The 21057-nt window shown below is 72.2% G+C and carries 21 protein-coding genes and 1 tRNA gene; 13 read left to right on the top strand and 9 right to left on the bottom strand.

Features of this window, described 5'->3' with window-relative positions:
* The first annotated feature begins 191 nt into the window (after window positions 1–191).
* Complete coding sequence (locus ACFY2L_RS14785) at window positions 192–2090, top strand: sel1 repeat family protein (protein ID WP_390661142.1); 1899 nt, start codon at window positions 192–194, stop codon at window positions 2088–2090.
* A gap of 193 nt (window positions 2091–2283) precedes the next feature.
* A tRNA-Met gene (locus ACFY2L_RS14780) sits at window positions 2284–2357 on the top strand.
* A 119-nt stretch (window positions 2358–2476) separates the two neighbouring features.
* Here ACFY2L_RS14780 and ACFY2L_RS14775 read toward each other — a convergent pair.
* The 3 genes from ACFY2L_RS14775 to hisN all read right to left on the bottom strand — a co-directional run bounded on the left by ACFY2L_RS14775 (window position 2477) and on the right by hisN (window position 4440).
* On the bottom strand, window positions 2477–2893 hold the full coding sequence (locus tag ACFY2L_RS14775; RefSeq protein WP_390661141.1) for a Fur family transcriptional regulator: 417 nt from the start codon (window positions 2891–2893) through the stop codon (window positions 2477–2479).
* Window positions 2894–3031: 138 nt separating this feature from the next.
* Entirely contained in the window at window positions 3032–3424 is a 393-nt protein-coding gene (locus ACFY2L_RS14770) for a cyclic nucleotide-binding/CBS domain-containing protein (RefSeq protein WP_390822515.1), read from the bottom strand.
* A gap of 215 nt (window positions 3425–3639) precedes the next feature.
* Entirely contained in the window at window positions 3640–4440 is an 801-nt protein-coding gene (gene hisN / locus ACFY2L_RS14765; RefSeq protein WP_390661139.1) for a histidinol-phosphatase, read from the bottom strand.
* 142 nt (window positions 4441–4582) lie between these two features.
* Between hisN and ACFY2L_RS14760 the strand changes: the two genes are divergently transcribed.
* Window positions 4583–5197 (top strand): TetR/AcrR family transcriptional regulator, encoded by a 615-nt coding sequence (locus tag ACFY2L_RS14760; protein WP_390661138.1) that lies wholly within the window; start codon window positions 4583–4585, stop codon window positions 5195–5197.
* A gap of 180 nt (window positions 5198–5377) precedes the next feature.
* Here ACFY2L_RS14760 and ACFY2L_RS14755 read toward each other — a convergent pair whose 3' ends face one another.
* The 5 genes from ACFY2L_RS14755 to ACFY2L_RS14735 all read right to left on the bottom strand — a co-directional run bounded on the left by ACFY2L_RS14755 (window position 5378) and on the right by ACFY2L_RS14735 (window position 9590).
* Window positions 5378–5947: a MepB family protein gene (locus tag ACFY2L_RS14755; protein ID WP_390822514.1), complete on the bottom strand. Its 570-nt coding sequence runs from the start codon at window positions 5945–5947 to the stop codon at window positions 5378–5380.
* 52 nt (window positions 5948–5999) lie between these two features.
* Entirely contained in the window at window positions 6000–6323 is a 324-nt protein-coding gene (locus tag ACFY2L_RS14750; protein ID WP_390661136.1) for a DMT family transporter, read from the bottom strand.
* A gap of 99 nt (window positions 6324–6422) precedes the next feature.
* Complete coding sequence (gene rsgA, locus ACFY2L_RS14745; protein WP_390822513.1) at window positions 6423–7433, bottom strand: ribosome small subunit-dependent GTPase A; 1011 nt, start codon at window positions 7431–7433, stop codon at window positions 6423–6425.
* 10 nt (window positions 7434–7443) lie between these two features.
* A complete protein-coding gene (gene aroA / locus ACFY2L_RS14740; RefSeq protein ID WP_390822512.1) occupies window positions 7444–8751 on the bottom strand; it encodes a 3-phosphoshikimate 1-carboxyvinyltransferase in 1308 nt (435 codons plus the stop codon).
* 116 nt (window positions 8752–8867) lie between these two features.
* Window positions 8868–9590 carry a M50 family metallopeptidase gene (locus ACFY2L_RS14735; protein WP_390661133.1) on the bottom strand — a complete coding sequence of 241 codons (723 nt, stop codon included), beginning with the start codon at window positions 9588–9590 and terminating at the stop codon, window positions 8868–8870.
* Between the two features lie 106 nt (window positions 9591–9696).
* On the opposite strand from ACFY2L_RS14735, the gene ACFY2L_RS14730 reads away from it, so the two are divergent.
* From ACFY2L_RS14730 to ACFY2L_RS14685, 10 genes are all read left to right on the top strand, one after another.
* A complete protein-coding gene (locus ACFY2L_RS14730; protein ID WP_390822511.1) occupies window positions 9697–10521 on the top strand; it encodes an SOS response-associated peptidase in 825 nt (274 codons plus the stop codon).
* Entirely contained in the window at window positions 10521–11150 is a 630-nt protein-coding gene (locus ACFY2L_RS14725) for an alpha/beta family hydrolase (protein WP_390661131.1), read from the top strand. Before ACFY2L_RS14730 ends, ACFY2L_RS14725 begins: the two co-directional genes overlap by 1 nt.
* Before the next feature lie 245 nt (window positions 11151–11395).
* Complete coding sequence (locus ACFY2L_RS14720; protein ID WP_390661220.1) at window positions 11396–12091, top strand: sigma-70 family RNA polymerase sigma factor; 696 nt, start codon at window positions 11396–11398, stop codon at window positions 12089–12091.
* The gene (gene rsrA, locus ACFY2L_RS14715; RefSeq protein ID WP_390661130.1) at window positions 12088–12390 is read left to right on the top strand and encodes a mycothiol system anti-sigma-R factor; all 303 of its coding nucleotides are present in this window, start codon (window positions 12088–12090) and stop codon (window positions 12388–12390) included. Before ACFY2L_RS14720 ends, rsrA begins: the two co-directional genes overlap by 4 nt.
* A 139-nt stretch (window positions 12391–12529) precedes the next feature.
* Entirely contained in the window at window positions 12530–13843 is a 1314-nt protein-coding gene (locus ACFY2L_RS14710) for an HD domain-containing phosphohydrolase (protein WP_390822510.1), read from the top strand.
* 184 nt (window positions 13844–14027) lie between these two features.
* Entirely contained in the window at window positions 14028–15287 is a 1260-nt protein-coding gene (locus ACFY2L_RS14705) for an HD-GYP domain-containing protein (RefSeq protein WP_390822509.1), read from the top strand.
* 105 nt (window positions 15288–15392) lie between these two features.
* Window positions 15393–16373 (top strand): c-type cytochrome biogenesis protein, encoded by a 981-nt coding sequence (locus ACFY2L_RS14700; RefSeq protein ID WP_133912498.1) that lies wholly within the window; start codon window positions 15393–15395, stop codon window positions 16371–16373.
* A gap of 152 nt (window positions 16374–16525) precedes the next feature.
* Entirely contained in the window at window positions 16526–17176 is a 651-nt protein-coding gene (gene def, locus ACFY2L_RS14695; protein WP_390661127.1) for a peptide deformylase, read from the top strand.
* Between the two features lie 273 nt (window positions 17177–17449).
* Complete coding sequence (cyc1, locus tag ACFY2L_RS14690; protein WP_390661126.1) at window positions 17450–18547, top strand: epi-isozizaene synthase; 1098 nt, start codon at window positions 17450–17452, stop codon at window positions 18545–18547.
* Window positions 18544–19914, top strand: coding sequence for a cytochrome P450 (locus ACFY2L_RS14685; RefSeq protein ID WP_390822508.1), 1371 nt, complete (start codon window positions 18544–18546; stop codon window positions 19912–19914). The genes cyc1 and ACFY2L_RS14685 overlap by 4 nt, the downstream gene beginning before the upstream one ends.
* A gap of 34 nt (window positions 19915–19948) precedes the next feature.
* Here the strand turns inward: ACFY2L_RS14685 and ACFY2L_RS14680 are convergent, their stop codons facing one another.
* On the bottom strand, window positions 19949–20917 hold the full coding sequence (locus tag ACFY2L_RS14680) for a helix-turn-helix domain-containing protein (protein WP_390822507.1): 969 nt from the start codon (window positions 20915–20917) through the stop codon (window positions 19949–19951).
* Between the last annotated feature and the right edge of the window lie 140 nt (window positions 20918–21057).

The following is a 21057-nucleotide window of genomic DNA, read 5'->3' as shown; positions in this document are numbered from 1 at the left end:
GATCCGGTACACGGATCCGGGCCTTCGTGGTGTGCGAACGCATGTACCGGCGAGACGCATCGACGTGCCGCTGTGGGGAGTTGGGCGAACTGTGTTTGACTTGTCTCTCTGTGGGCATGTCGACAAAACGCTGAAGTGACCTCACGGGCTGCGGTATACACAGGTGTACCCAGGTTGCAGGTGGTGCGACGATGGACGTTATGGGGGACAAGGCAACTCTGTTCGAGACAGGGCGGTTTGTGCAGCCTTCCGGTGAGGAAGCGACCCCGGACCAGGGCCGGGACGAGACGGCGGAAGCCGTCGAGACGGTAGAGACGGAAGAGACGACAGAGACAGTAGAAACGGCCGAGACGGGGGAGACGGCCGAGACGGGGGAGGCCGTCGAGGAGATGCGGCTGCGGCTCGCCGCGGAGGCCGGCGACGACGAGGCGACCAGCGTCCTCGGGGCCATGCTGCTGCGCCGCGGTGACCTCGACGGCGCCGAGCCGTATCTGCGTGCCGCCACCGCGGCAGGTGACCGGGCCGCGGCCAACAACCTGGGCGTCCTGCTCCACCAGCGCGGATACGCCGACGAGGCGGCCGGATGGTGGCGGATCGCCGCCGTGGCCGGCTCGGCCGCGGCCGCGCACGCGCTGGGGCGCCACTGCCGTGAGTGCGGGGACGAGCCCGCCGCGGAGTACTGGCTGCGCCAGTCCGCCGAGCAGGGCCACGCCCTCGGTGCGTACGCCCTCGCCGACCTGCTGGAACACCGCGGGGACCCCGCGGCCGAGCGATGGATGCGGGCCGCCGCCGAGCGGGGGCACCGGGAGGCGGCGTACCGGCTGGCGCGGGCACTGGACCGCAGGGACGCGCAGGACTCCGACGGCGACAACGGTGTCTCCACGTCGGCGGAGGCCGAGCAGTGGTACCGGCAGGCCGCCGCACGCGGGCACCGGCGGGCGGCGCTGCACCTGGGCGCGATCCTGGAGCGCCGGGGTGACCTCAAGGAGGCCGGGCGCTGGTATCTGACGTCCGCCAAGGACGGCGAGGCGCGGGCCGCCTGCGCGCTCGGGTTCCTGCTGCGCGACGCCGGCGACACCGAGAACGCCGCGATCTGGTGGCTGCGCGCCGCCCAGGACGGCGACGGCAACGCGGCCAACGCGCTGGGCGCGCTGCACGCCGAGCGCGGCCAGACCCAGACCGCCGAGCGCTGGTACCGGGCCGCGATGGACGCCGGTGACGACAACGGCGCCTACAACCTCGGGCTGCTCTGCGCCGAGCAGGGCCGGACCGCGCAGGCCGAGCAGTGGTACCGGCGCGCGGCGTACGCCGGGCACCGGGAGGCCGCCAACGCGCTGGCCGTCCTGCTGCTCCAGGTCGGGGACACGGCCGGGGCGGAGCCCTGGTTCTCCAAGGCGGCGGAGGCGGGCAGCGTCGACGCGGCGTTCAACCTGGGGATCCTGTTCGCCGGGCGGGGCGAGGAGAAGATCGCGCTGCGCTGGTACGAGCGGGCGGCCGCCGCCGGGCACACCGAGGCGGCGCTGCAGGTCGGGATCGCCCGGCTGCGGGACGGGGACGAGCAGGAGGCCGAACGGCATCTGCGGTGCGCCGCGGGCGGGGGGAGCGCGGAGGCCGCGTACCGGCTGGCCGCGGTGCTGGACGCGCGGCGGCCGCCGCAGCCGGCGCACGAACTCGGGGAGATCGTGCACGAGAAGACCGAGTGCGAGGAGTGGTACGAGCGGGCGGCCGAGCAGGGGCACCGGCGGGCGCAGGTGCGGGTCGGGATGCTGGCCGCGGCGCGCGGGGACGTGGTCGAGGCGGCGCGGTGGTACCGGGAGGCCGCCGAGGCCGGCTCACGCAACGGTGCCTTCAATCTGGGGCTGCTGCTGGCGCGGGAGGGGAGCGAGCCGGAGGCGGTGGTGTGGTGGACTCGTGCCGCCGGTGACGGGCATGGGCGGGCGGCGTTGCGGCTGGCCCTGGTCTACGCGCGTCGGGGGGAGCTGGCGGAGGGGCAGCGGTGGGCCGACCGGGCGGTGTCCCTCGGGCCGGGGGAGGTTGCCGAGCGGGCGGCGCGGTTGCGGGACGCGTTGCGGCAGGAGCTGACGGCGTGAGGGTGCGGGTGCCTGCCGGTGCCCGTGTCGGTGCGCGTACCGGTGCTGGTGCCGGGCGGGGGCGGAGCGCGCGGCCCGGCGCTGACGGGGTGCCGCTGCGCCCACCCGTGCCGCTCCAGCGGCACGACTGCTCGCAGTCGCGACAACTGATTTGCCTCTGACCTCATCCTTCACGTAACGTTGCATTCAACGACGCGGGGTGGAGCAGCTCGGTAGCTCGCTGGGCTCATAACCCAGAGGTCGCAGGTTCAAATCCTGTCCCCGCTACTGAAGGCCGAGGGCCGGAATCCGAAAGGGTTCCGGCCCTCGGTGTTGTGCCGTGCAAAGGCCGCGCACAGCGCGAAGCCCCGGCGCCCGGAAAGGGGCCGGGGCTTCGGTGTGGATCGTCAGGCGGCCGCGCAGTTGGGGCAGATGCCGCGGTACGTCACCTCGACGTCCGAGACCGCGAAGCCGAAGCGCTCCGAGTCGGGGAGGTCGGCCAGCGGGTTGCCGGTCGGGTGGACGTCGCGGATCGCTCCGCAGCGGGCGCAGACCAGGTGGTGGTGCGGGCGGTGCGCGTTGGGGTCGTACCGCTTGGCGCGCCGGTCGGTGGCGACCTCGAGCACCTCGCCGAGGGAGACCAGCTCACCGAGCGTGTTGTAGACGGTCGCCCGGGAGATCTCGGGCAGCTTGGCGACGGCCCTGGCGTGCACCTCGTCGGCCGTCAGGTGGACGTGTTCGCCGTCGAGGACCTCGGCCACGACGCGTCGCTGCGCGGTCATCCGCCATCCGCGTCCGCGCAGCCGTTCCAGAAGGTCACTCATGCGCACCAGCCTAACAGCAGGAGGAACAGTTCCCGATCGGGTGTGATTTTGGAGCAATCCCTGACTTAGACATTGTCCATTATCGGATCGGGGCTGTCCATGCTGGTGAGGGCGGGGTGGGACGGGGCGGGACGGGGCTCAGGCGGGGACGTGCTGCCGGGCCGGTGCCCAGCAGCGGATGATGTCGCGGACCGACACGATGCCGGCCGGTTCGCCGTCGTCGAGGACGACCAGGTGGCGGAAGCCGCCGTGGGCCATGGTGCGGGCCACCTCCTCCAGCGTCCAGGTGGGGGCGGCGAAGACCACGTTGTTGGTGGTGTGGGCGTGGGTGCGTTCGGTGTCCGGGTCCTGGCCGAGGCCCACGGAGTTGAGGATGTCCCGTTCGGTGAGGATGCCCATGCCGCCGGCGTCCGGGTCGAGGACGAGGGCCGCGCCGACCCGGCGGGCGGACATCAGGGCGGCGGCCTGGCGGAGGGTGTGGGCGGGGCCGATGGTGAGGACCAACGTGCTCATGGCGTCGCGGACGAGCATGGGACGGAGCCACCTCCTAGAGAACCCCTGTGCGGAGTGCACCCCGGCGCCGGAGGCTCCCGAGGGGTGCTGCACAAGTTCACAAGTGGGGGGAACCTCAGAGTCTCAGGTAAAGCGGGGGTCAACAAGAGGGCGCGCGTGGCCAATTGAGGGCGCACGCGCTCATCTGTGCCCTGAGCGGCGCCCGTCGGGGGCCGGGGGCGCCGCTTCGCGGTTCAGTAGCGCCGGTTGAGATACCCCAGCAGCTCGTCGTGGAGGAGTCCGTTGGAGGCCGCGCCGTTGCCGCTGTGCGGGCCCGGCCGGCCGTCGAGACCGGTGAAGGTGCCGCCGGCCTCCGTCACGACGATCGCGTTGGCCGCCATGTCCCAGAGGGACAGCTCCGGTTCGGCGCACAGGTCCACCGCACCCTCGGCGACCATCATGTACGGCCAGAAGTCGCCGTACGCGCGCGTGCGCCACACCTCCCGGGTCAGGTCCAGGAAGCCGTTGAGGTTGCCGCGCTCCTCCCAGCCGGAGAGCGAGGAGTACGCGAACGAGGCGTCGGAGAGCTTCGAGACGCTGGAGACGTGCAGCCGGGTGGCGGAGGAGAGGCTGCGGCCGGTGTAGGCGCCGTGCCCCTTCGCGGCCCACCAGCGGCGGCCCAGGGCCGGGGCGGAGACGACGCCGACCACCGGCTGGTAGCCACCCTCACCCGCTTCCATCAGGGCGATGAGCGTCGCCCAGACGGGGACCCCTCGGACGTAGTTCTTGGTGCCGTCGATCGGGTCGATCACCCAGCGGCGCGGGCCGGTGCCCTCGATGCCGTACTCCTCGCCGAGGACCGCGTCCCGGGGACGGGCGCGCTGGAGCTGGCCGCGGATGAGTTCCTCGGCGGCCTTGTCGGCCTCACTCACCGGCGTCATGTCCGGTTTGGTCTCGACCTTGAGGTCGAGGGCCTTGAAACGGTCCATGGTCGCGGCGTCGGCGGCGTCCGCGAGGACGTGCGCGAGTCGGAGGTCGTCGAGGTAGTCCGGCATGGGACGAACGGTATCCGGCGGGGGAGGACGGGGCTACATCAGGCCGGAGTGCGGACGGACCCCTCCTGTGCCCCACACGGACCCTTGACAGTGCACCCCGGCGCGTCAAATCTGGGCACCATCCGCTCGCCCCCGGGAGGCGATGATGCCTGCAGCGCGGGAATCCCTGTTGGACGCGGCCTTCGAGGCGCTCTCCCTGCGGCCGTGGTCCGCGGTGCGGATGGTGGACGTCGCGGCGAGCGCCGGAGTGTCCCGGCAGACGCTGTACAACGAGTTCGGCAGCAAGGAAGGGCTGGCCAGGGCGCTGGTGCGGCGGGAGGCCGACGGCTACCTCGCCGGCGTCGAGCGGGCGCTGGCCACGCACGGCGACGCCCGTGACCGGCTCACCGCCACCGCCGGGTGGACCGCCTCCGCGGCCCGGGACAACCCGCTCGTACGGGCCCTGCTCACCGGCTGCTGGAGCGAGCGGCTGCCCTCGCCGACGCTCTCGGCCGTGCCGTCCTCCTCCGCCGTGCCGGCGCAGCGGCGGGCGGACGGGCCGCTGCCCTCCCCCGGCGATCTCGTGACGGCCGTCCGGGACCGGGCCGTCGCGGTGCTCGGCGGCCCCGGCGCCGCCCGGGCGGACTCCGCCGACCTGACCCGCGCCTGCGAACTCGCCGTCCGGCTCGCCCTCTCCTGCGTGGCGGCCCCGCCGGCGGGGGAGGACGGGGTCGCGGACCTGGTACGGAGCGCGCTGCCCCGCACCGCCACCACCTAGCCGGCCGTCCGCCGGTCACCGGCCCCCGGGCCCGTGCCCCGGTCCTGGTCCGCGCCCGTTCCCGTTCCCGTTCCCGTTCCCGTTCCCGGTCCGAGTCCGCGCCCGTTCCCGGTTCTGGACGAGTCATTCCGAATGATCAGAGGGTGTAGGCGATCGTGTCACCCCGGCTGGTCGGCCGTCCTATGGGTGGTACAGCTCTTGGGCGCGGGCGGAATCGACGGGTCGGTCCTGGGGCAGGTGCAGGAAGTAGTCCAGCTGCCACGCCTGCGCAGTGCCGGCTTGGCGGTTGGTGGTGGTCACCCAGGGCGGGTAGACGCGGAAGGCCCGTTTCCCACCGGAGCCGTCTGCTGATGCGACACCGTGTTGGCAGAGCGCGTCCATGGGAAAGACGAACTGGCCGAAGTGATGATGGTCGCGGGTGCTGACGACGAAGAGGTCGACGGGGTCGGTGGCGTCGAAAGGCTGGATGGGCCCGCCCGGCGACCTCTTCCACACGGTGACGAACTGGCCGACCTTGGTCGGGGTCGTCTTGGCTGCGCGGAATCGGATGGAGAGCCCGTCAAGGGTGAAGGAGTGGGCGGCGTATGCGGCACCCTCGGTTTCCGGGGCCGGCTGCGAGCAGGTGAACCCGCAGGGGTCGTAGACGAGCGCCTTCACCGCGAGGAGATCTCTGTGGGCAGGGGCGGTGTCCGACCACGGTTTGAATCCGGTGGGGTGGAGATCGGGTGAGTGCCCGCGGTTCGTCGCCATGCGTTCACCTCCATCAATGCCAACGACCACTGATCACATCGGAATGACTCGTCTAGTGCGCCGATCCCGACAGCTGCAGGCCGATCACGCCGATGATCACCAGGCTGATCGAGACGATCTTCAGGGTGGACACCAGGTCGCCGAGGAAGATCATGCCGTAGATCGCGGTGCCCGCCGCGCCGATGCCCGTCCACACCGCGTACGCCGGGCCGACGTCGAGCTTCTTCAGGGAGAGGGTCAGCAGGCCGAAGCTGCCGAGGGCGAAAGCGCAGAAGGCGATGGTCGGCCAGAGCCTGGTGAAGCCGTGGGACAGCTTGAGGCAGACGGCGAAACCGGTCTCGAGCAACCCGGCCACGATGACCAGCAGCCACGCCATGTGCTGTCCCTCCGTAGGTCCGGCTCGGTGCGATTATGCACTTACCGGACTCACCACCCCACAAACAACGCGGAGGTCGGTCGCTCTCCTGGCGGCCCGTCAGTCTCCCTCCGTACGCTCCCTCGTGGCCAGAAGCCGACGCAGCGAGTACAGCCGGGCCGGGTCCGCGTGGCCCTCGGCGACCCACTCGTCCAGCGCGCAGTCCGGCTCGTCGTGACTGCACGCGCGCGGGCAGCCCGCGGTGCCCGGTTCCAGGTCGGGGAAGGCGTGGATCACCCGGGACGGGTCGACGTGGTGCAGACCGAAGGACCGTACACCCGGAGTGTCGATCACCCAGTCGTCGGTGCCCGCCAGGGGCAGCGCGAGCGCCGAGGTCGTGGTGTGCCGGCCCCGGCCGGTCACCGCGTTGACATGACCGGTCATGCGCCGCCGCTCCTCGGGGACCAGGGCGTTGACGAGGGTCGTCTTGCCGACGCCCGAGTGCCCGACGAACGCCGTGGTCCGCCCCGTCAGATGCTCGCGCACCCGGTCCGCCGCGTCGCCGTTCTCCAGCTCCTCGCGGCTGGTGACGACGTACGGGATGTCGAGGTGGCCGTACAGCTCCAGCAGCTTGTCCGGCGACGCCAGGTCCGACTTCGTCATGACCAGCAGCGGGGTCAGGCCGCCGTCGAACGCCGCCACCAGGCAGCGGTCGATGAGCCGCGGGCGCGGCTCGGGGTCGGCCAGGGCCGTGACCACGGCGAGCTGGTCGGCGTTGGCGACCACCACCCGCTCGAACGGGTCGTCGTCGTCGGCGGTGCGGCGGAGCACCGAGGTGCGCGCCGCGATGCGGACGATCCGGGCGAGGGTGTCCTTCTGGCCGGACAGATCGCCGACCAGGGCGACCCGGTCACCCACGACCGCCGCCTTGCGGCCCAGTTCCCGGGCCTTCATCGCGACCACGATCCGGTCCTCGACCAGACAGGTCAGCCGGCCCCGGTCGACGGTGAGGACCATGCCCTCGGCGGCGTCCTCGTGCTTGGGCCTGATGTGCGTACGAGGCCGGTTGCCCTTGCGGTTGGGGCGGGAGCGGATGTCGTCCTCGTCGGTGTGCTTGCCGTAACGGCGCATGGCGAAGTCCCTATACCCCGAGCATCCCGGTCCACAGCTCGGGAAAGTCCGGCAAGGTCTTCGCCGTCGTCGCCACGTTCTCGATCCGCACACCCTCCACGGCCAGGCCGATGATCGCACCGGCCGTCGCCATACGGTGGTCGTCGTAGGTGTGGAAGACCCCGCCGTGCAGCGGGCGCGGGCGGATGTGCAGGCCGTCGGCCGTCTCCGTCACATCACCGCCGAGCTCGTTGATCTCCTTGGTGAGCGCGGCCAGCCGGTCCGTCTCGTGCAGCCGCAGATGCGCCACGCCCCGCAGGGTGGACGGGGAGTCCGCGAGGGCGGCGACCGCCGCGATGCCCGGCGTCAGCTCGCCCACGTCGGCCAGGTCGACATCGATGCCGTGGACCGAGCCCGAGCCGGTGAGGACCAGGCCGTAGTCGGTCAGCTCGCAGGAGCCGCCCATCTCGGTGAAGATCTCCCGCAGCCGGTCACCCGGCTGGGTGGTACGCGCCGGCCAGTCCGGGATCAGCACCCGCCCGCCCGTCACCAGCGCCGCCGCCAGGAACGGCTGGGCGTTCGACAGGTCCGGCTCGATCGTCAGGTCCCGGCCCAGCAGGGCGCCCGGCGTGACCCGCCAGACGTTCGGCTCGCCGCCCGACTCCGGGGTGTCCACCTGGGCGCCGACCGCGCGCAGCATGTCCACCGTCATCCGGATGTGCGGCAGGGAGGGCAGGGAGGCGCCGATGTGACGGACCTCCACGCCCTGGTTGAAACGGGGGCCCGAGAGCAGCAGCGCCGACACGAACTGGGAGGACGAGGAGGCGTCGATCTCCACCGGGCCGCCGTCCAGCGCGCCCGAGCCGTGCACGGTCAGCGGCAGCGAGCCCCGCCCGTCGTCGTCGATCCGGGCGCCGAGCACGCGCAGCGCGTCGATCACGCCGTTCAGGGGGCGCTCGTACGACCGCGGGTCGCCGTCGAAGCGGACGGAGCCGTCGGCGAGGGCCGCCACCGGCGGAAGGAAGCGCATCACGGTGCCCGCGTTGCCGACGTCGACCGTGGCCGGGCCGCGCAGGCCCGCCGGGAGGACCCGCCAGGCCTCGCCGGTGCCGTCCGGGCCCACACCCTCCTCGATCTCGATGCCCATCGCCCGCAGGGCCTCGGCCATCAGCAGCGTGTCGCGGGAGCGGAGGGGGCGGCGCAGCCAGCCGGGCTCGGAGGCGAGGGCGGCGAGGACGAGGGCACGGTTGGTGACCGACTTCGACCCCGGCACGTGGACCGTCGCGTCGACGGCGTCGCTCGCGGTGGGGGCGGGCCAGAGGGCCAGGTTTTCGGGCATGCAGTCACTTTAGTGCCGGTGGCCGGGTGCGGCGCCGCCGTGGCCGGTCGCGCCCCCGGCGCGGGCGCGGGCCGGCACCGCCCCGCCGCCCCGGGAGCCCCGCGCCTGCGGGGCGCTCACAGCTCCAGCAGCCACCGGCCCCCGCCCATCAGCGCGCACAGGCTCACCACGTGGAACAGGAACAGCCACAGCGCCGCCGGCACATGCGTCAGCCGTGACAGCTGGTCGGCGTCCGAGTCGCCCGCCCCGCCCCGCGACCTCTTCATCTGCAGCTCGAACGCCGGGCGCACGCCCCCCAGCAGCAGGAACCACACCACCGCGTACGCGAACGCCGCCTGCACCTGGGGGCCGGCCAGCCAGGAGACCAGCAGGAACGTGCCCCCGGTCACGACGACGGTCAGCGCGCCGTACGCGTTGCGGATCATCACCAGCATCGCCACCAGCAGGGCGGTGGCCAGCCACAGCAGCAGCGTGATGCGGCCGGCGCCGAGCAGCGCGGCGCCGCCCAGGCCGAGCAGCGGGGGAGCGGTGTAGCCGGCCGCCGCCGTGAGGATCATGCCGAGGCCGTGCGGCTTGCCGCGGCTCACCGTCAGGCCGCTGGTGTCGGAGTGCAGCCGTATCCCGGTGAGCCGGCGGCCCGTCAGCAGCGCGACCAGGCCGTGGCCGCCCTCGTGGGCGATGGTGATCGCGTTGCGCGACACCCGCCACAGCGGGTGCGGCACGACGACCGTGAGGGCAGCGACCGCCGTGGCGATCACCACCCACAGATCGGGGTCGGACTGGGTGCCGACGAGCCGGTCCCAGAGGTCGGGCAGCGCGGTGGCGGCGGTGCTGGCCATGTTTTCCGGTGGCTCCCTCTCGCGTAGGCGAACAGACGGCCGACGCGTGGCGCCGGCGGCGGGGGGTGGTGGTCGGGGGACGGGCGGGCCTGGCAGTGTGGCACGTATGTGCGGACGGTATGCAGCGAGTCGCAGGCCCGAGGATCTCGCAGGAATCTTTGAAATCGAGAGGGGGGTTCCTCAGGCGCCCGAGGAGACCCTGGCCCCCGATTACAACGTGGCGCCGACCAAGGAGGTCTACGCCGTCCTCGACCGTCCGGTGAAAGACGCCGACGACCGCCGCCCGGTTCGGCAGCTGCGCAAGCTGAAGTGGGGGCTCGTGCCCTCCTGGGCCAAGTCGCCCGAGGGCGCCGCCCGGATGATCAACGCGCGCGCGGAGACCGTCCACGAGAAGCCGTCGTACCGCCGCGCCTTCACCGCCCGGCGCTGCATCCTGCCCGCCGACGGCTACTACGAGTGGGTCACGGCCAGGGAGGAGCGGGACCTGGAGGTCGAGGGGAGGAAGAAGCGGGCGCGCAAGCAGCCCTACTTCGTGCTCCCGGCCGACGGCTCGGTGTTCGCGATGGCCGGACTCTACGAGTTCTGGCGCGACCGCACCCTGCCCGACGACCACCCGCAGGCCTGGTGGGTGACCTGCTCGGTGATCACCACCGAGGCCGAGAGGACCCCGCTCGCGGTGGCCCCGGCCGACGGCCCGCACGCCCTGGCCGACATCCACCCCCGGATGCCCCTGATGCTCACCCCGGACCGCTGGGACGCCTGGCTGGACCCGGCCCGCACGGACCCCGACGACCTGCGGTCCCTGCTGGAGCCCCCGCCGGCCGGCCTGATGCGCGCCTACCCGGTGTCCACGGCCGTCAGCAACGTCCGCAACAACAGCCCGGAGCTGCTGAAGGAGCTGGAGGGCCCGGAGGAAGGCACACTCTTCTGATGACCAGCGAGATCGTTCCCACGGACGCCGGTGACGCCCGGATCACCTGGCACAGGGCCGCGAAGGCGCGGCTCGTCCTCGCCGTCAGCCACGGTGCCGGGGGCGGGATCGAGGCCCGGGACCTCCAGGCGCTGGCGCGGGTGCTGCCGGGGCACGGGGTGACCGTCGCCCTCGTCGAGCAGCCCTGGCGGGTGGCCGGCAAGAAGGTGGCGCCGGCGCCGAGGACACTCGACGCGGGCTGGCGGGGGATCTGGCCGGCGGTCGCGCGGCCCGGCCTGCCGGTGATCTCCGGCGGTCGCTCGGCCGGCGCGCGGGTGGCCTGCCGTACCGCCGCCGAGCTCGGCGCCCACGCCGTGCTCGCGCTCGGCTTCCCGCTCCATCCGCCGGGCCGGCCGGAGAAGTCCCGCGCCGCCGAGCTGCTCGGCGCGGGGGTGCCCACCCTCGTCGTCCAGGGCGGCAACGACACCTTCGGCAGGCCCGGGGAGTTCCCCGAGGGGGCGTACGAGATCGTCGAGGTGCCGTATGGCGACCATGGCTTCGCCGTGCCCAAGCGGGCGGAGATCGGCCAGGAGGATGCCGTGGCGATCGTCACCGACGCGGTGGTGAAGTGGGTCGGCTCACTCGGGTGAAGATCTCGGGAATGTCGTGGGGCGGCCCGCTGTTGAGGCGGACAGAAGTGCTGAACAGGCAGCACCGAGTCCGAGAGGGAGTCCGCCGCATGGGTTCGACCATCTGCCCGAGCCGCACCGACCTGGACTGGACGGTGCTGCACGCGGCCAGGACCGCTCCTATTCGAGGGGCGGCGGCCACGGGTAGTCGTCTATCCTCCGATTCGAGTGGGACCGGTTTCGGTTCCACGCAGATCTTCGAGGAGGTGGGTCCGGTCACCGGTACCGACGCAGGGACCGACAACGGCCAGGCGGAGCTGCCCGAGGGCCAGGGCGTGGGCGTGGAGACGAGCGACGAGTCGTCCGCGGAGCGCAGCGCGCGCTTCGAGCGGGACGCGCTCGAGTTCCTCGACCAGATGTACTCGGCCGCCCTGCGCATGACGCGCAACCCGGCGGACGCCGAGGACCTGGTGCAGGAGACGTACGCCAAGGCGTACGCGTCCTTCCACCAGTTCCGCGAGGGCACCAACCTCAAGGCCTGGCTGTACCGGATCCTCACCAACACCTTCATCAACTCGTACCGCAAGAAGCAGCGCGAGCCCCAGCGCAGCGCGGCCGAGGAGATCGAGGACTGGCAGCTCGCCCGCGCCGAGTCGCACATGTCGACCGGTCTGCGCTCCGCCGAGTCGCAGGCGCTGGACCACCTGCCCGACTCGGACGTGAAGGAAGCACTTCAGGCCATTCCCGAGGAGTTCCGCATCGCCGTGTATCTCGCGGACGTAGAGGGCTTTGCGTACAAGGAGATCGCGGACATCATGGGGACACCCATCGGTACGGTGATGTCCCGGCTGCACCGGGGCCGCCGTCAGCTGCGCGGCATGCTCGAGGACTACGCCCGTGAGCGCGGGCTGGTCCCGGCCGGCGCCGGAGACTCGAACGAAGCGAAAGGCTCGGGCTCATGAGCTGCGGAGAGCCGCACGAGACGGACTGCAGTGAGGTCCTCGACCATCTGTACGAGTTCCTCGACAGTGAGATGCCGGACGTCGATCGCGACAAGTTCAAGCAGCACTTCAACGAGTGCTCGCCGTGCCTGGAGAAGTACGGGCTCGAAGAGGCCGTGAAGAAGCTGGTCAAGCGGTGCTGCGGCCATGACGACGTGCCGACCGACCTGCGTTCCAAGGTGATGGGCCGGATCGAGCTGATCCGCTCCGGACAGACCGTGCCCGAACACGACGTGACGGTCACCCCTCAGGAATCCTGAGTCCGGCGCCCACCAGCACAGCCTTCACTCGAATGTGCTAATCCGCGGGTGATACGCCCGCGGAGCCCCCTACGCCCCCCTAGGCTCCGAAAGCCCGGTCCGGTGACGGAGCCCGGACGGGCACGGCTGGGGAGGCGTCATGGAGGGAGTGCCGGCGCGGGCACGCGGTTACGTCGCTGCAGCCGCCCTCGCCGCCCTGCTCTGCCTCTCCCCGCTCCCCACCGCCGCGCGCACACCCTGGTGGGCCGTCGGCCTGCTGGCCGCGCTGTACGCCGGGGGTGAGCAGATCGCCCGGCGCCGCTTCGCCGGCACGTTCTCCCCCGTGCTGCTGGCCGGGGCGTTTCTGCTGCCACCGCCCGCGGCCGCGCTCGTACCGCTCCCCGGGGCCCTGTGCTCGCACGTCGAGCAGGGCCCCTTTCTGCTGCGCCGCGTCTGGCGGGCGGCGCAGTCGTCCCTCGCGGTCTGGGCCGCGGCCCGGGTCCACGGCGCGCTGGACGGGCAGGACGCCGTGGCCGGTTCCGACGTGCCGTACGCGCTGGTGCCGGCGGGCGGGGCGGTGCTCGTCTTCTGCGCGGTGCTCGCCCTCCTGGACGGCGGGATGCTCGCGCTCGCCGAGGGGCTGCCGCCGCTCGCCGCCTCCCGCGGGCTGTTCCTGCGCTCCCTCGCGCCCCTCACCGTGCACGGGCTCGCCGGGCTGATGATGGCCGTGCTCTGGCGCAGCCCCTACGGGCCGGTCGCCGCGCTGCTCGTGCTCTTCCCGATGGCCGTGTCGTGGTGGGTGTTCGCGCAGTACCACCGGGAGCGGGCCGCCCACCGCGCGACGATCCGCGCGCTGGTCCAGGCCGTCGACATCAAGGACGGCTACACGCGCGGCCACAGCGAGCGCGTCGGCCAGGCCTCGATGATGATCGCGCGCGAGCTGGGCATGGACGAGAACCGGGTCGAGGTCATCCGGTTCGCCGGGATCCTGCACGACGTCGGCAAACTCGGCGTGCCCACCCGGCTGCTGCGCAAGGACGGCCCCCTGACCCCCGAGGAACGGCGGGTGATCGAGCTGCATCCGGAGTACGGGCACGAGATCACCCGGGGCATCTCCTTCCTCGGCGAGGCCCGCTCCGCGATCCTCCACCACCACGAGCGGCTCGACGGCCGCGGCTATCCGTACGGGCTGGTGGGCCATCAGATCCCGGAGCCCGCCCGGGTGGTGGCCGTCGCCGACGCCTTCGACGCCATGACGTCCAACCGCTGCTACAGCAGGGCCCGGCCGGTGCCGGCCGCCCTGGAGGAGCTGGAGCGGTGCGCGGGCACGCACTTCGACCCGCGGATGGTCACGGCCCTCACGAGGGTGATCGGACGAGAGGGCTGGCACCCCCTGGTCACCGCCGAGGAACCCCCTCCCCGCACCCTCCCCCACCCCGCCCCGGCCCCCGACCGCCCGGGAGCCCGACGATGACGCCGCACCGCCCGGTGACGGTCCGACGGCCGCGTCCGCGTGCCGCCCTGGCCGGCCGGGGGTGTCGCGAGGGCGGGGCGCCGCCGCCTCGCACCTCCGCGGGTGCCGCGGTGCCCCCTGGCCCTGCGGACTGCCCGGGGCCTGCGACGGCCCCGTGTCGCCCCGACCGCCCGGGAGCCGCCCGATGACCCCGCCTCACCCCCTGCCCCCTGCCCGCCGCCCGCTCACCGCCCGCCCCCTGCACACGGCGGCCGCTCTGCTCACGGGCGTCTCCCTGGTCGTCACCCTTCGTGCCGGTGTCGAGGAGGGGGCCGTCGCACTGGCCTTCGGAGGGCTGGTGGCCGTGGGTGAACTGATGAGCCGGCCGGGGCTGCGGGAGGCCGCGCCGCTCGGTGCCGCCGCGGGCCTGTCGTACGCCCTGCTCGGGGAGCACGCCGGGCACCCCGGCCACCACGGGGTCGCCCAGGTCGTCTCGGTGGTGGCCGCCGCCTCGCTGCTGGGCAGCGTGCCGCACGTCGCGCGCGGGCAGGGGCCCGTCCTCGACCACCTGGTCCGCCGCGTCCTGGCCGTGGGCTTCGCCGCCGTCTGCTTCCAGCCCCTCTACAACAGGGGGGCGTTCGACCACTGGCGGGGGCCCGTCTACGCCCTCGTCCTGCTCGCCCTGCTCATCCTGACGGTGCTGTGCGACGCCGTGGTCGCCGCCGCGCTGGCCCACTCCCGCACCGGGTGGCCGTTCCCGCCGCTGCTCCGCGACGAGCTGCGCGCGGTGCCCGGCATCGGGTCGGCCGTGTGCGCGACCGGCGCGGTGATGGCACTCGCGGTCGCGGTCGTGGGGCTCTGGGCGCTGCCCGTGTTCTCGGTGCCGCTGCTGCTCACCCAGCTGTCCCTGCACCGGTACGCCGCCGTCCGCGCCACCAACCGGCAGACCATCGCCTCCCTCGCCCGCGCCACCGAGATCGCCGGGTACACCCCCGCCGGTCACGCCCGCCGGGTCGCCGCCCTCAGCCAGGCCGTGGGCCGGGACCTGGGGCTGCCGGAGGCCGAGCTGACCGTCCTGGAGTACGCGGCCCTCATGCACGACATCGGCCAGCTCAGCCTCGTCGACCCGGTCCCGGCCGGGGCCACCGCCGGCCTCCCGGCCGCCGAGCAGCGGCGGATCGCGCTGCTCGGCGGGGCCGTCGTCCGTCAGACCGGGGCGGGCGCCCAGGTCGCCGCGGTCGTCGAGCGGCAGGCCGACCCCTACCCGGAGCAGCCGGTGGCCGCCCGCATAGTCCGGGTGGTGAACGCGTACGACGAGAAGGTGCAGGGCGCCGGCCCCGGCGGCCCCCTCACCGCGCTGGAGGAGCTGCGCCTCGGCACCGGTGGCGCGTACGCGCCGGAGGTGGTCGAGGCGCTGGCCAGGGTGCTGTCCCGGGACTGTCTGACCCTGCCCAAGGGTGGGTAACCCATGGGTAATGAGCGCCCTTCCAGCCACACGTGGTTGGATGCGAGGGAGAGAGAGTCCGGGGGCACTGGCCAGCCCACTCCACGGAACTGGCAGGCGGGAATCGTGAGGATCTTCGGCAAGGGACGGCACCGGCCCTCCGCCTCCTGGCGGCAGGCCACCGACCGCGCGTTCACGCTGATCGGCGACGGGCGGTACGAGGACGCGGGCGCGCTGCTGACACGTGCCGCCGACCTGGAGCCCTGGCTGTCGGAGTCCTGGTTCAACCTCGCCCTGCTGCACAAGTTCCGGCACGACTGGGAGCAGGCCCGCACGGCCGGTCTGCGGGCCGTCGCCCTGCTCGACCGCGAGACCGGCGCCCCCGACTGGTGGAACGTCGGCATCGCCGCCACCGCCCTGCAGGACTGGCCGCTGGCCCGCCGCGCCTGGCAGGCGTACGGGCTGCACGTGCCGGGCAGCGGTATCGGCTCCGGCGAGCCCGTCGGCATGGAGCTGGGCAGCGCGGCCGTACGGCTGTCGCCCGAGGGGGAGGCCGAGGTCGTGTGGGGGCGCCGGCTGGATCCCGCCCGTATGGAGGTGCTGTCGATCCCGCTGCCGTCGTCCGGGCGGCGCTGGGGTGAGGTCGTGCTGCACGACGGGGTCCCGCACGGCGAGCGGACCACGGCCGCCGGGCACTCCTACCCCGTCTTCGACGAGATCGAGCTGTGGGCCCCGTCGCCCGTGCCCACCTGGGTGGTCCTGCTGGAGGCGGCGACGGAGGCCGACCGGGACGCGCTGGAGCAACTGGCCGCGGACGCGGGCTTCGCGGCGGAGGACTGGTCGTCGTCGGTGCGGCTGCTGTGCCGGATGTGCTCGGAGTCGCGGATGCCGTCCGACGAGGGCGACGGCGAGCATCTGGATCCGCACGACCACAGCGAGCCGGGGCATCCGGGGCCGCTCGGCCACCGCACCGACGGACAGCTGTGGGTGCCGGAGCGGGAGTGCGGGGTGGCCGCGCCGGCTTCTCTGGTGCGCGGGCTGCTGGACGGATGGGTCGCCGACAGTCCGGATTCCAGGGACTGGCGGGATCTGGAAGAGGTGTGCTGAGGCCGTCGCCCGGCTGCGGGCCTGCAGCGGCTGGTCGCGCCCACGCTACGGAGCCGCACGCCGCGACCGTCCGCGCCCCTGACGGGGCGCCCCCACGTACCCTGTATCGAGCATTCACCCCCCTGTTTTTCTGAGGAAGGCATACGTCGGTCATGGCGCAGCAGGACACCGATCAGCAGCACGCGGGCGTGCTCCCCGTGGACGACGAGGGCTTCGTCATCGACACCGAGGAGACGGAGGAGCGGGAGCAGGCGTACCGCGAGCGCGGCACCTCGCGGCCGATCACGGTCGTCGGGAACCCGGTGCTCCACAAGGAGTGCAAGGACGTCACCGAGTTCGACGACGAGCTGCTGAAGCTGGTGGACGACATGTTCGCCAGCCAGCGCACCGCCGAGGGCGTGGGCCTGGCCGCCAACCAGATCGGCGTCGACCTGAAGGTCTTCGTCTACGACTGCCCCGACGACGAGGGCGTCCGGCATGTCGGCGTCGTCTGCAACCCCAAGCTCGTCGAACTCCCCGCCGACAGGCGCCGGCTGGACGACAGCAACGAGGGCTGCCTCTCGGTGCCCACCGCCTACGCCCCGCTCGCCCGCCCCGACTACGCCGAGGTGACCGGGCAGGACGAGAAGGGCAACCCGATCAAGGTGCGCGGCACCGGGTACTTCGCTCGGTGTTTGCAGCACGAGACCGACCACCTGTACGGGTACCTCTACATCGACCGGCTGTCCAAGCGCGAACGCAAGGACGCCCTGCGGCAAATGGCCGAGAACGAACCCCGCTACCCCGTGGTCGCCAACGACTGAACCACGCCACCGCGCGAACGACGCCTGGCCGGGAGCCTTCCCGGCCAGGCGTCGTTCGTGTGTCCGACGGACGTTCGATCGCTTTTGCGCATCCGCTGATCCATAACCAGTCACGCCGGAGTGGATTCTCGGCGTGTTGAGGCAGTGAATGAAGCAAATGCGTTCCCAGAACGGTCAGTTGTAGTGCTGAATGGGAGTGCGGGGATACGCAACGGCGCACGCCCGGCACGACGGGAGGGGTGTGCGCCCACTGGCGGCTGAGAGGGGTAGTTCGTGCCAGCTTTCCCATACAGCACCACATACAGCACCACGGCGACGGTGGCCGCGCCCGCGGTACCGCCCTCGCTCTCTCTTCCGGTCATCGAGGCGTCCTTTCCCCGGCAACTGCATCCGTATTGGCCCCGGTTGCAGGAGAACACGCGTTCCTGGCTGCGGGAAAAACGTCTGATGCCGGCGGACAAGGTCGCAGAATATGCCGACGGCCTGTGCTACACCGATCTGATGGCCGGCTACTACCTCGGCGCCCCCGACGAGGTCCTGCAGGCCATCGCCGACTACAGCGCGTGGTTCTTCGTCTGGGACGACCGGCACGACCGTGACGTCGTGCACGGACGCGCGTCGGCCTGGCGTCGGCTCAGGTTCCGGTTGCACGCCGCCCTGGACCACCCGGCGGTCCACCTGCTCCACCCGGATCCGCTGGTGGCCGGACTCGCCGACAGCGTGGGCCGGCTGTTCGCCTTCCTGCCCGGCACCTGGAACGCGCGGTTCGCGCGCCACTTCCACACCGTGATCGAGGCGTACGACCGGGAGTTCCGCAATCGCGCCGAGGGCCGGATCCCCGGGGTCGAGGAGTATCTCGCCCTGCGCCGGCTCACCTTTGCGCACTGGATCTGGACCGACCTCCTGGAACTCAGCGCGGGCCGTGAACTCCCGGACGCCGTGCGGAAACACCCTTCTTTCCGGCGGGCGGCCCTGCTCAGTCAGGAATTCGCCGCCTGGTACAACGACCTCTGCTCGCTCCCGAAGGAAATAGCGGGCGACGAGGTGCACAATCTCGGAATCAGTCTCATCACCCATGAGGGGCTGACCCTGGAAGAGGCGGTGGAAGAAGTCCGGCGGCGCGTCGAGGAATGCATCTCCGGATTCCTCGCCGTCGAGCAGGACGTCTTACGGCTCGCCGACCGGCTCGACGACGGGACGGTTTACGGAAAGGAACTCGGCGCCGCCGTACGGTCCTGCCTCGCGAACATGCGGAACTGGTTCAGTTCCGTCTACTGGTTCCACCACGAGTCGGGCCGATACATGGTCGACAGCTGGGACGACCGGTCCACGCCCCCGTACGTCAACAACGAAGCGGCAGGTGAGAAATGACCGTCGAGTCGGTGAAGCCCGCGACCCCCGGGACATCCGGACTGCGTGAGCCACCCCTGGCCGGTGGCGGGGTACCGCTCCTGGGCCACGGCTGGAAGCTGGCCCGCGATCCGCTGGCCTTCCTGGCCCGGCTGCGCGGCCACGGCGACGTGGTCCGCCTCCAGCTCGGCCCCAAGACGGTGTACGCCGTCACCGCGCCCGAGCTCACCGGGGCGCTCGCCCTCAGCCCCGACTACATCATCGCCGGACCCCTCTGGGAGTCCCTGGAGAGCCTGCTGGGCAAGGAGGGCGTGGCCACCGCCAACGGCTCGCTCCACCGCCGTCAGCGCCGCACCATCCAGCCCGCGTTCCGGCTCGACGCCATCCCGGCGTACGGGCCGATCATGGAGGAGGAGGCGCACGCGCTCGTCGAGCGCTGGGGACGCGGCGAGGTCCTCGACGTCACGGCCGAGTCCTTCCGGGTGTCCGTGCGCATCTCCGCCCGCTGTCTGATGCGCGGCAGCTACATGGACGCCCGTGCCGAACGCATCACCTCCGCGCTCGCCACCCTGTTCGCCGGTATGTACCAACGCATGGTGGTCCCTCTCGGACCGCTTTATCGGGTACCGGTTCCGGCCAACCTCGAATTCAACCGGGCGCTGGCCGATCTGCACCGGCTCGTCGACGAGATCGTGGCCGACCGCCGCGCGTCCGGTCAAAAGCCGGACGATTTGCTGACGGCTTTGCTGGAGGCGAAGGACGAGAATGGCGACCCGATCGGGGAACAGGAGATCCACGATCAGGTCATCGCGATACTCACCCCGGGCAGTGAAACCGTCGGCTCGTTGGTCATGTCGCTGCTCCTCGTCCTCACGGAGCACCCGGAGCAGGTGGACAAGATCCGCGAAGAGGTGAAAAACGTTGTCGGTGACCGGCCGGTCGCTTTCGACGACGTCCGAAAGCTGCGGCACACCGCCAATGTCGTCATCGAGACCATGCGGCTGCACCCGGCCGTATGGATATTGACCCGGCGCGCGGTGGCCGAGACCGAGCTCGGCGGATACCGCATTCCCGCCGGAGCGGACATCGTCTACAGCCCGTACGCGGTCCAGCGCGATCCGCGGTCCTATGAGCGGAACGAGGAGTTCGATCCCGACCGCTGGCTGCCCGGCCGTTCCGAGGCGGTGCCCAGGTTCGCCATGGCGCCGTTCGGCGTCGGCAACCGGAAGTGCCCGAGCGACCACTTCTCGATGGCCGAGCTCACCCTGATCGCCGCGGTGGTGGCGAACGCGTTCCGCTTCGAGCAGGTACCCGGCTCCGACGCCCGGACGCGCATCGGCATCACGCTCCGGCCGCGACGGCTGATGCTGCGGGCGCTGCCCGGGTGAGCGGGACCCGGGGCCCGGGGAGGGGTGCCCGCCGTCAGGCGGCCTCCTGCGGGCCCCGGAAGGTCCGCCGGTAGGCGTTCGGAGTGGTCCCGAGGGACCGTACGAACTGGTGGCGCAGGGCGCCGGCCGTGCCGAAGCCGGTGCGCCAGGCGATCGCGTCCATCGTCTCGTCCGTGGCTTCCAGCAGGTGCTGGGCCAGCAGCACCCGCTGGCGCAGCAGCCACCGGTAGGGGGTGGTGCCCGTCTCCTGCTGGAAGCGGCGGGCGAAGGTGCGCGGCGCCATGTGGGCGCGGGCCGCCAGCTGCTCGACGGTGACCTCCTGGTCGAGGTGCCCCTCCATCCAGGCCAGGACCGCCCCGACCGTGTCGCACGAGGACCGGGGCAGCGGCCGCTCGATGTACTGCGCCTGGCCGCCGTCCCGGTGCGGCGGTACGACCATCCGGCGGGCGATCCGGTTCGCCACCTCGGGCCCCTGTTCCTTGCGGACGAGGTGGAGGCAGGCGTCGATCCCGGCGGCCGTGCCGGCGGAGGTGATCACCGGATCCTCGTCGACGTAGAGGACGTCCGGTTCGACCCGTGTACGGGGGTGGCGGCGGGCCAGCACGTTCGCGTGCCGCCAGTGCGCGGCGCAGCGCCGCCCGTCGAGCAGCCCGGCGGCGCCCAGCACGAAGACGCCCGAGCAGACGCTGAGCACCCGGGCGCCCCGGTCCACGGCCCGGCGCAGCGCGGCGAGCAGCTCGGGCGGAAACGTGCGGTCGATGGTGGAGTCCGAGGCCGGTACGGCGATCAGGTCCGCCTCCTCCAGCCGGTCGAGGCCGTACGGCGTGGAGACGGTGAGCCCGCCGACATGGGTGCCCAGCACCGGGCCCTCCGCCGAGACCACGGCGAAGTCGTACACCGGGAGCCCCTCGTCGCTGCGGTCGAGGCCGAACACCTCGCACACGACACCCAGCTCGAAGGGGTGCACGCCGTCCAGCAGGACGACCGCCACGTTCTTCAGCATGCTGCCAGTGTGCACCAGTGGTGGCAGGAATTTGAAGGTGTGCGGCAGTCCTGCCACTCCCGGTAAGGAGTGTCGGGCGGGACAGTGGTGTCCATGAACACGAACCAGATCGAAGGCCTCATCGGAATGCTCTTGGTCCT

Origin of the sequence: Streptomyces sp. NPDC001381 (assembly GCF_042895685.1) — a bacterium.
In the GTDB taxonomy this organism is placed as follows: Bacteria; Actinomycetota; Actinomycetes; order Streptomycetales; family Streptomycetaceae; genus Streptomyces.
This window is presented reverse-complemented; position numbering and strand designations above follow the sequence as displayed.

Coding starts and splice junctions, on each gene's coding strand:
- ACFY2L_RS14785 (WP_390661142.1), top strand. CDS start 192: ATGGACGTTATGGGGGACAAGGCAACTCTGTTCGAGACAGGGCGGTTT.
- ACFY2L_RS14775 (WP_390661141.1), bottom strand. CDS start 2,893: ATGAGTGACCTTCTGGAACGGCTGCGCGGACGCGGATGGCGGATGACC.
- ACFY2L_RS14770 (WP_390822515.1), bottom strand. CDS start 3,424: ATGCTCGTCCGCGACGCCATGAGCACGTTGGTCCTCACCATCGGCCCC.
- hisN (WP_390661139.1), bottom strand. CDS start 4,440: ATGCCGGACTACCTCGACGACCTCCGACTCGCGCACGTCCTCGCGGAC.
- ACFY2L_RS14760 (WP_390661138.1), top strand. CDS start 4,583: ATGATGCCTGCAGCGCGGGAATCCCTGTTGGACGCGGCCTTCGAGGCG.
- ACFY2L_RS14755 (WP_390822514.1), bottom strand. CDS start 5,947: ATGGCGACGAACCGCGGGCACTCACCCGATCTCCACCCCACCGGATTC.
- ACFY2L_RS14750 (WP_390661136.1), bottom strand. CDS start 6,323: ATGGCGTGGCTGCTGGTCATCGTGGCCGGGTTGCTCGAGACCGGTTTC.
- rsgA (WP_390822513.1), bottom strand. CDS start 7,433: ATGCGCCGTTACGGCAAGCACACCGACGAGGACGACATCCGCTCCCGC.
- aroA (WP_390822512.1), bottom strand. CDS start 8,751: ATGCCCGAAAACCTGGCCCTCTGGCCCGCCCCCACCGCGAGCGACGCC.
- ACFY2L_RS14735 (WP_390661133.1), bottom strand. CDS start 9,590: ATGGCCAGCACCGCCGCCACCGCGCTGCCCGACCTCTGGGACCGGCTC.
- ACFY2L_RS14730 (WP_390822511.1), top strand. CDS start 9,697: ATGTGCGGACGGTATGCAGCGAGTCGCAGGCCCGAGGATCTCGCAGGA.
- ACFY2L_RS14725 (WP_390661131.1), top strand. CDS start 10,521: ATGACCAGCGAGATCGTTCCCACGGACGCCGGTGACGCCCGGATCACC.
- rsrA (WP_390661130.1), top strand. CDS start 12,088: ATGAGCTGCGGAGAGCCGCACGAGACGGACTGCAGTGAGGTCCTCGAC.
- ACFY2L_RS14710 (WP_390822510.1), top strand. CDS start 12,530: ATGGAGGGAGTGCCGGCGCGGGCACGCGGTTACGTCGCTGCAGCCGCC.
- ACFY2L_RS14705 (WP_390822509.1), top strand. CDS start 14,028: ATGACCCCGCCTCACCCCCTGCCCCCTGCCCGCCGCCCGCTCACCGCC.
- def (WP_390661127.1), top strand. CDS start 16,526: ATGGCGCAGCAGGACACCGATCAGCAGCACGCGGGCGTGCTCCCCGTG.
- ACFY2L_RS14685 (WP_390822508.1), top strand. CDS start 18,544: ATGACCGTCGAGTCGGTGAAGCCCGCGACCCCCGGGACATCCGGACTG.
- ACFY2L_RS14680 (WP_390822507.1), bottom strand. CDS start 20,917: ATGCTGAAGAACGTGGCGGTCGTCCTGCTGGACGGCGTGCACCCCTTC.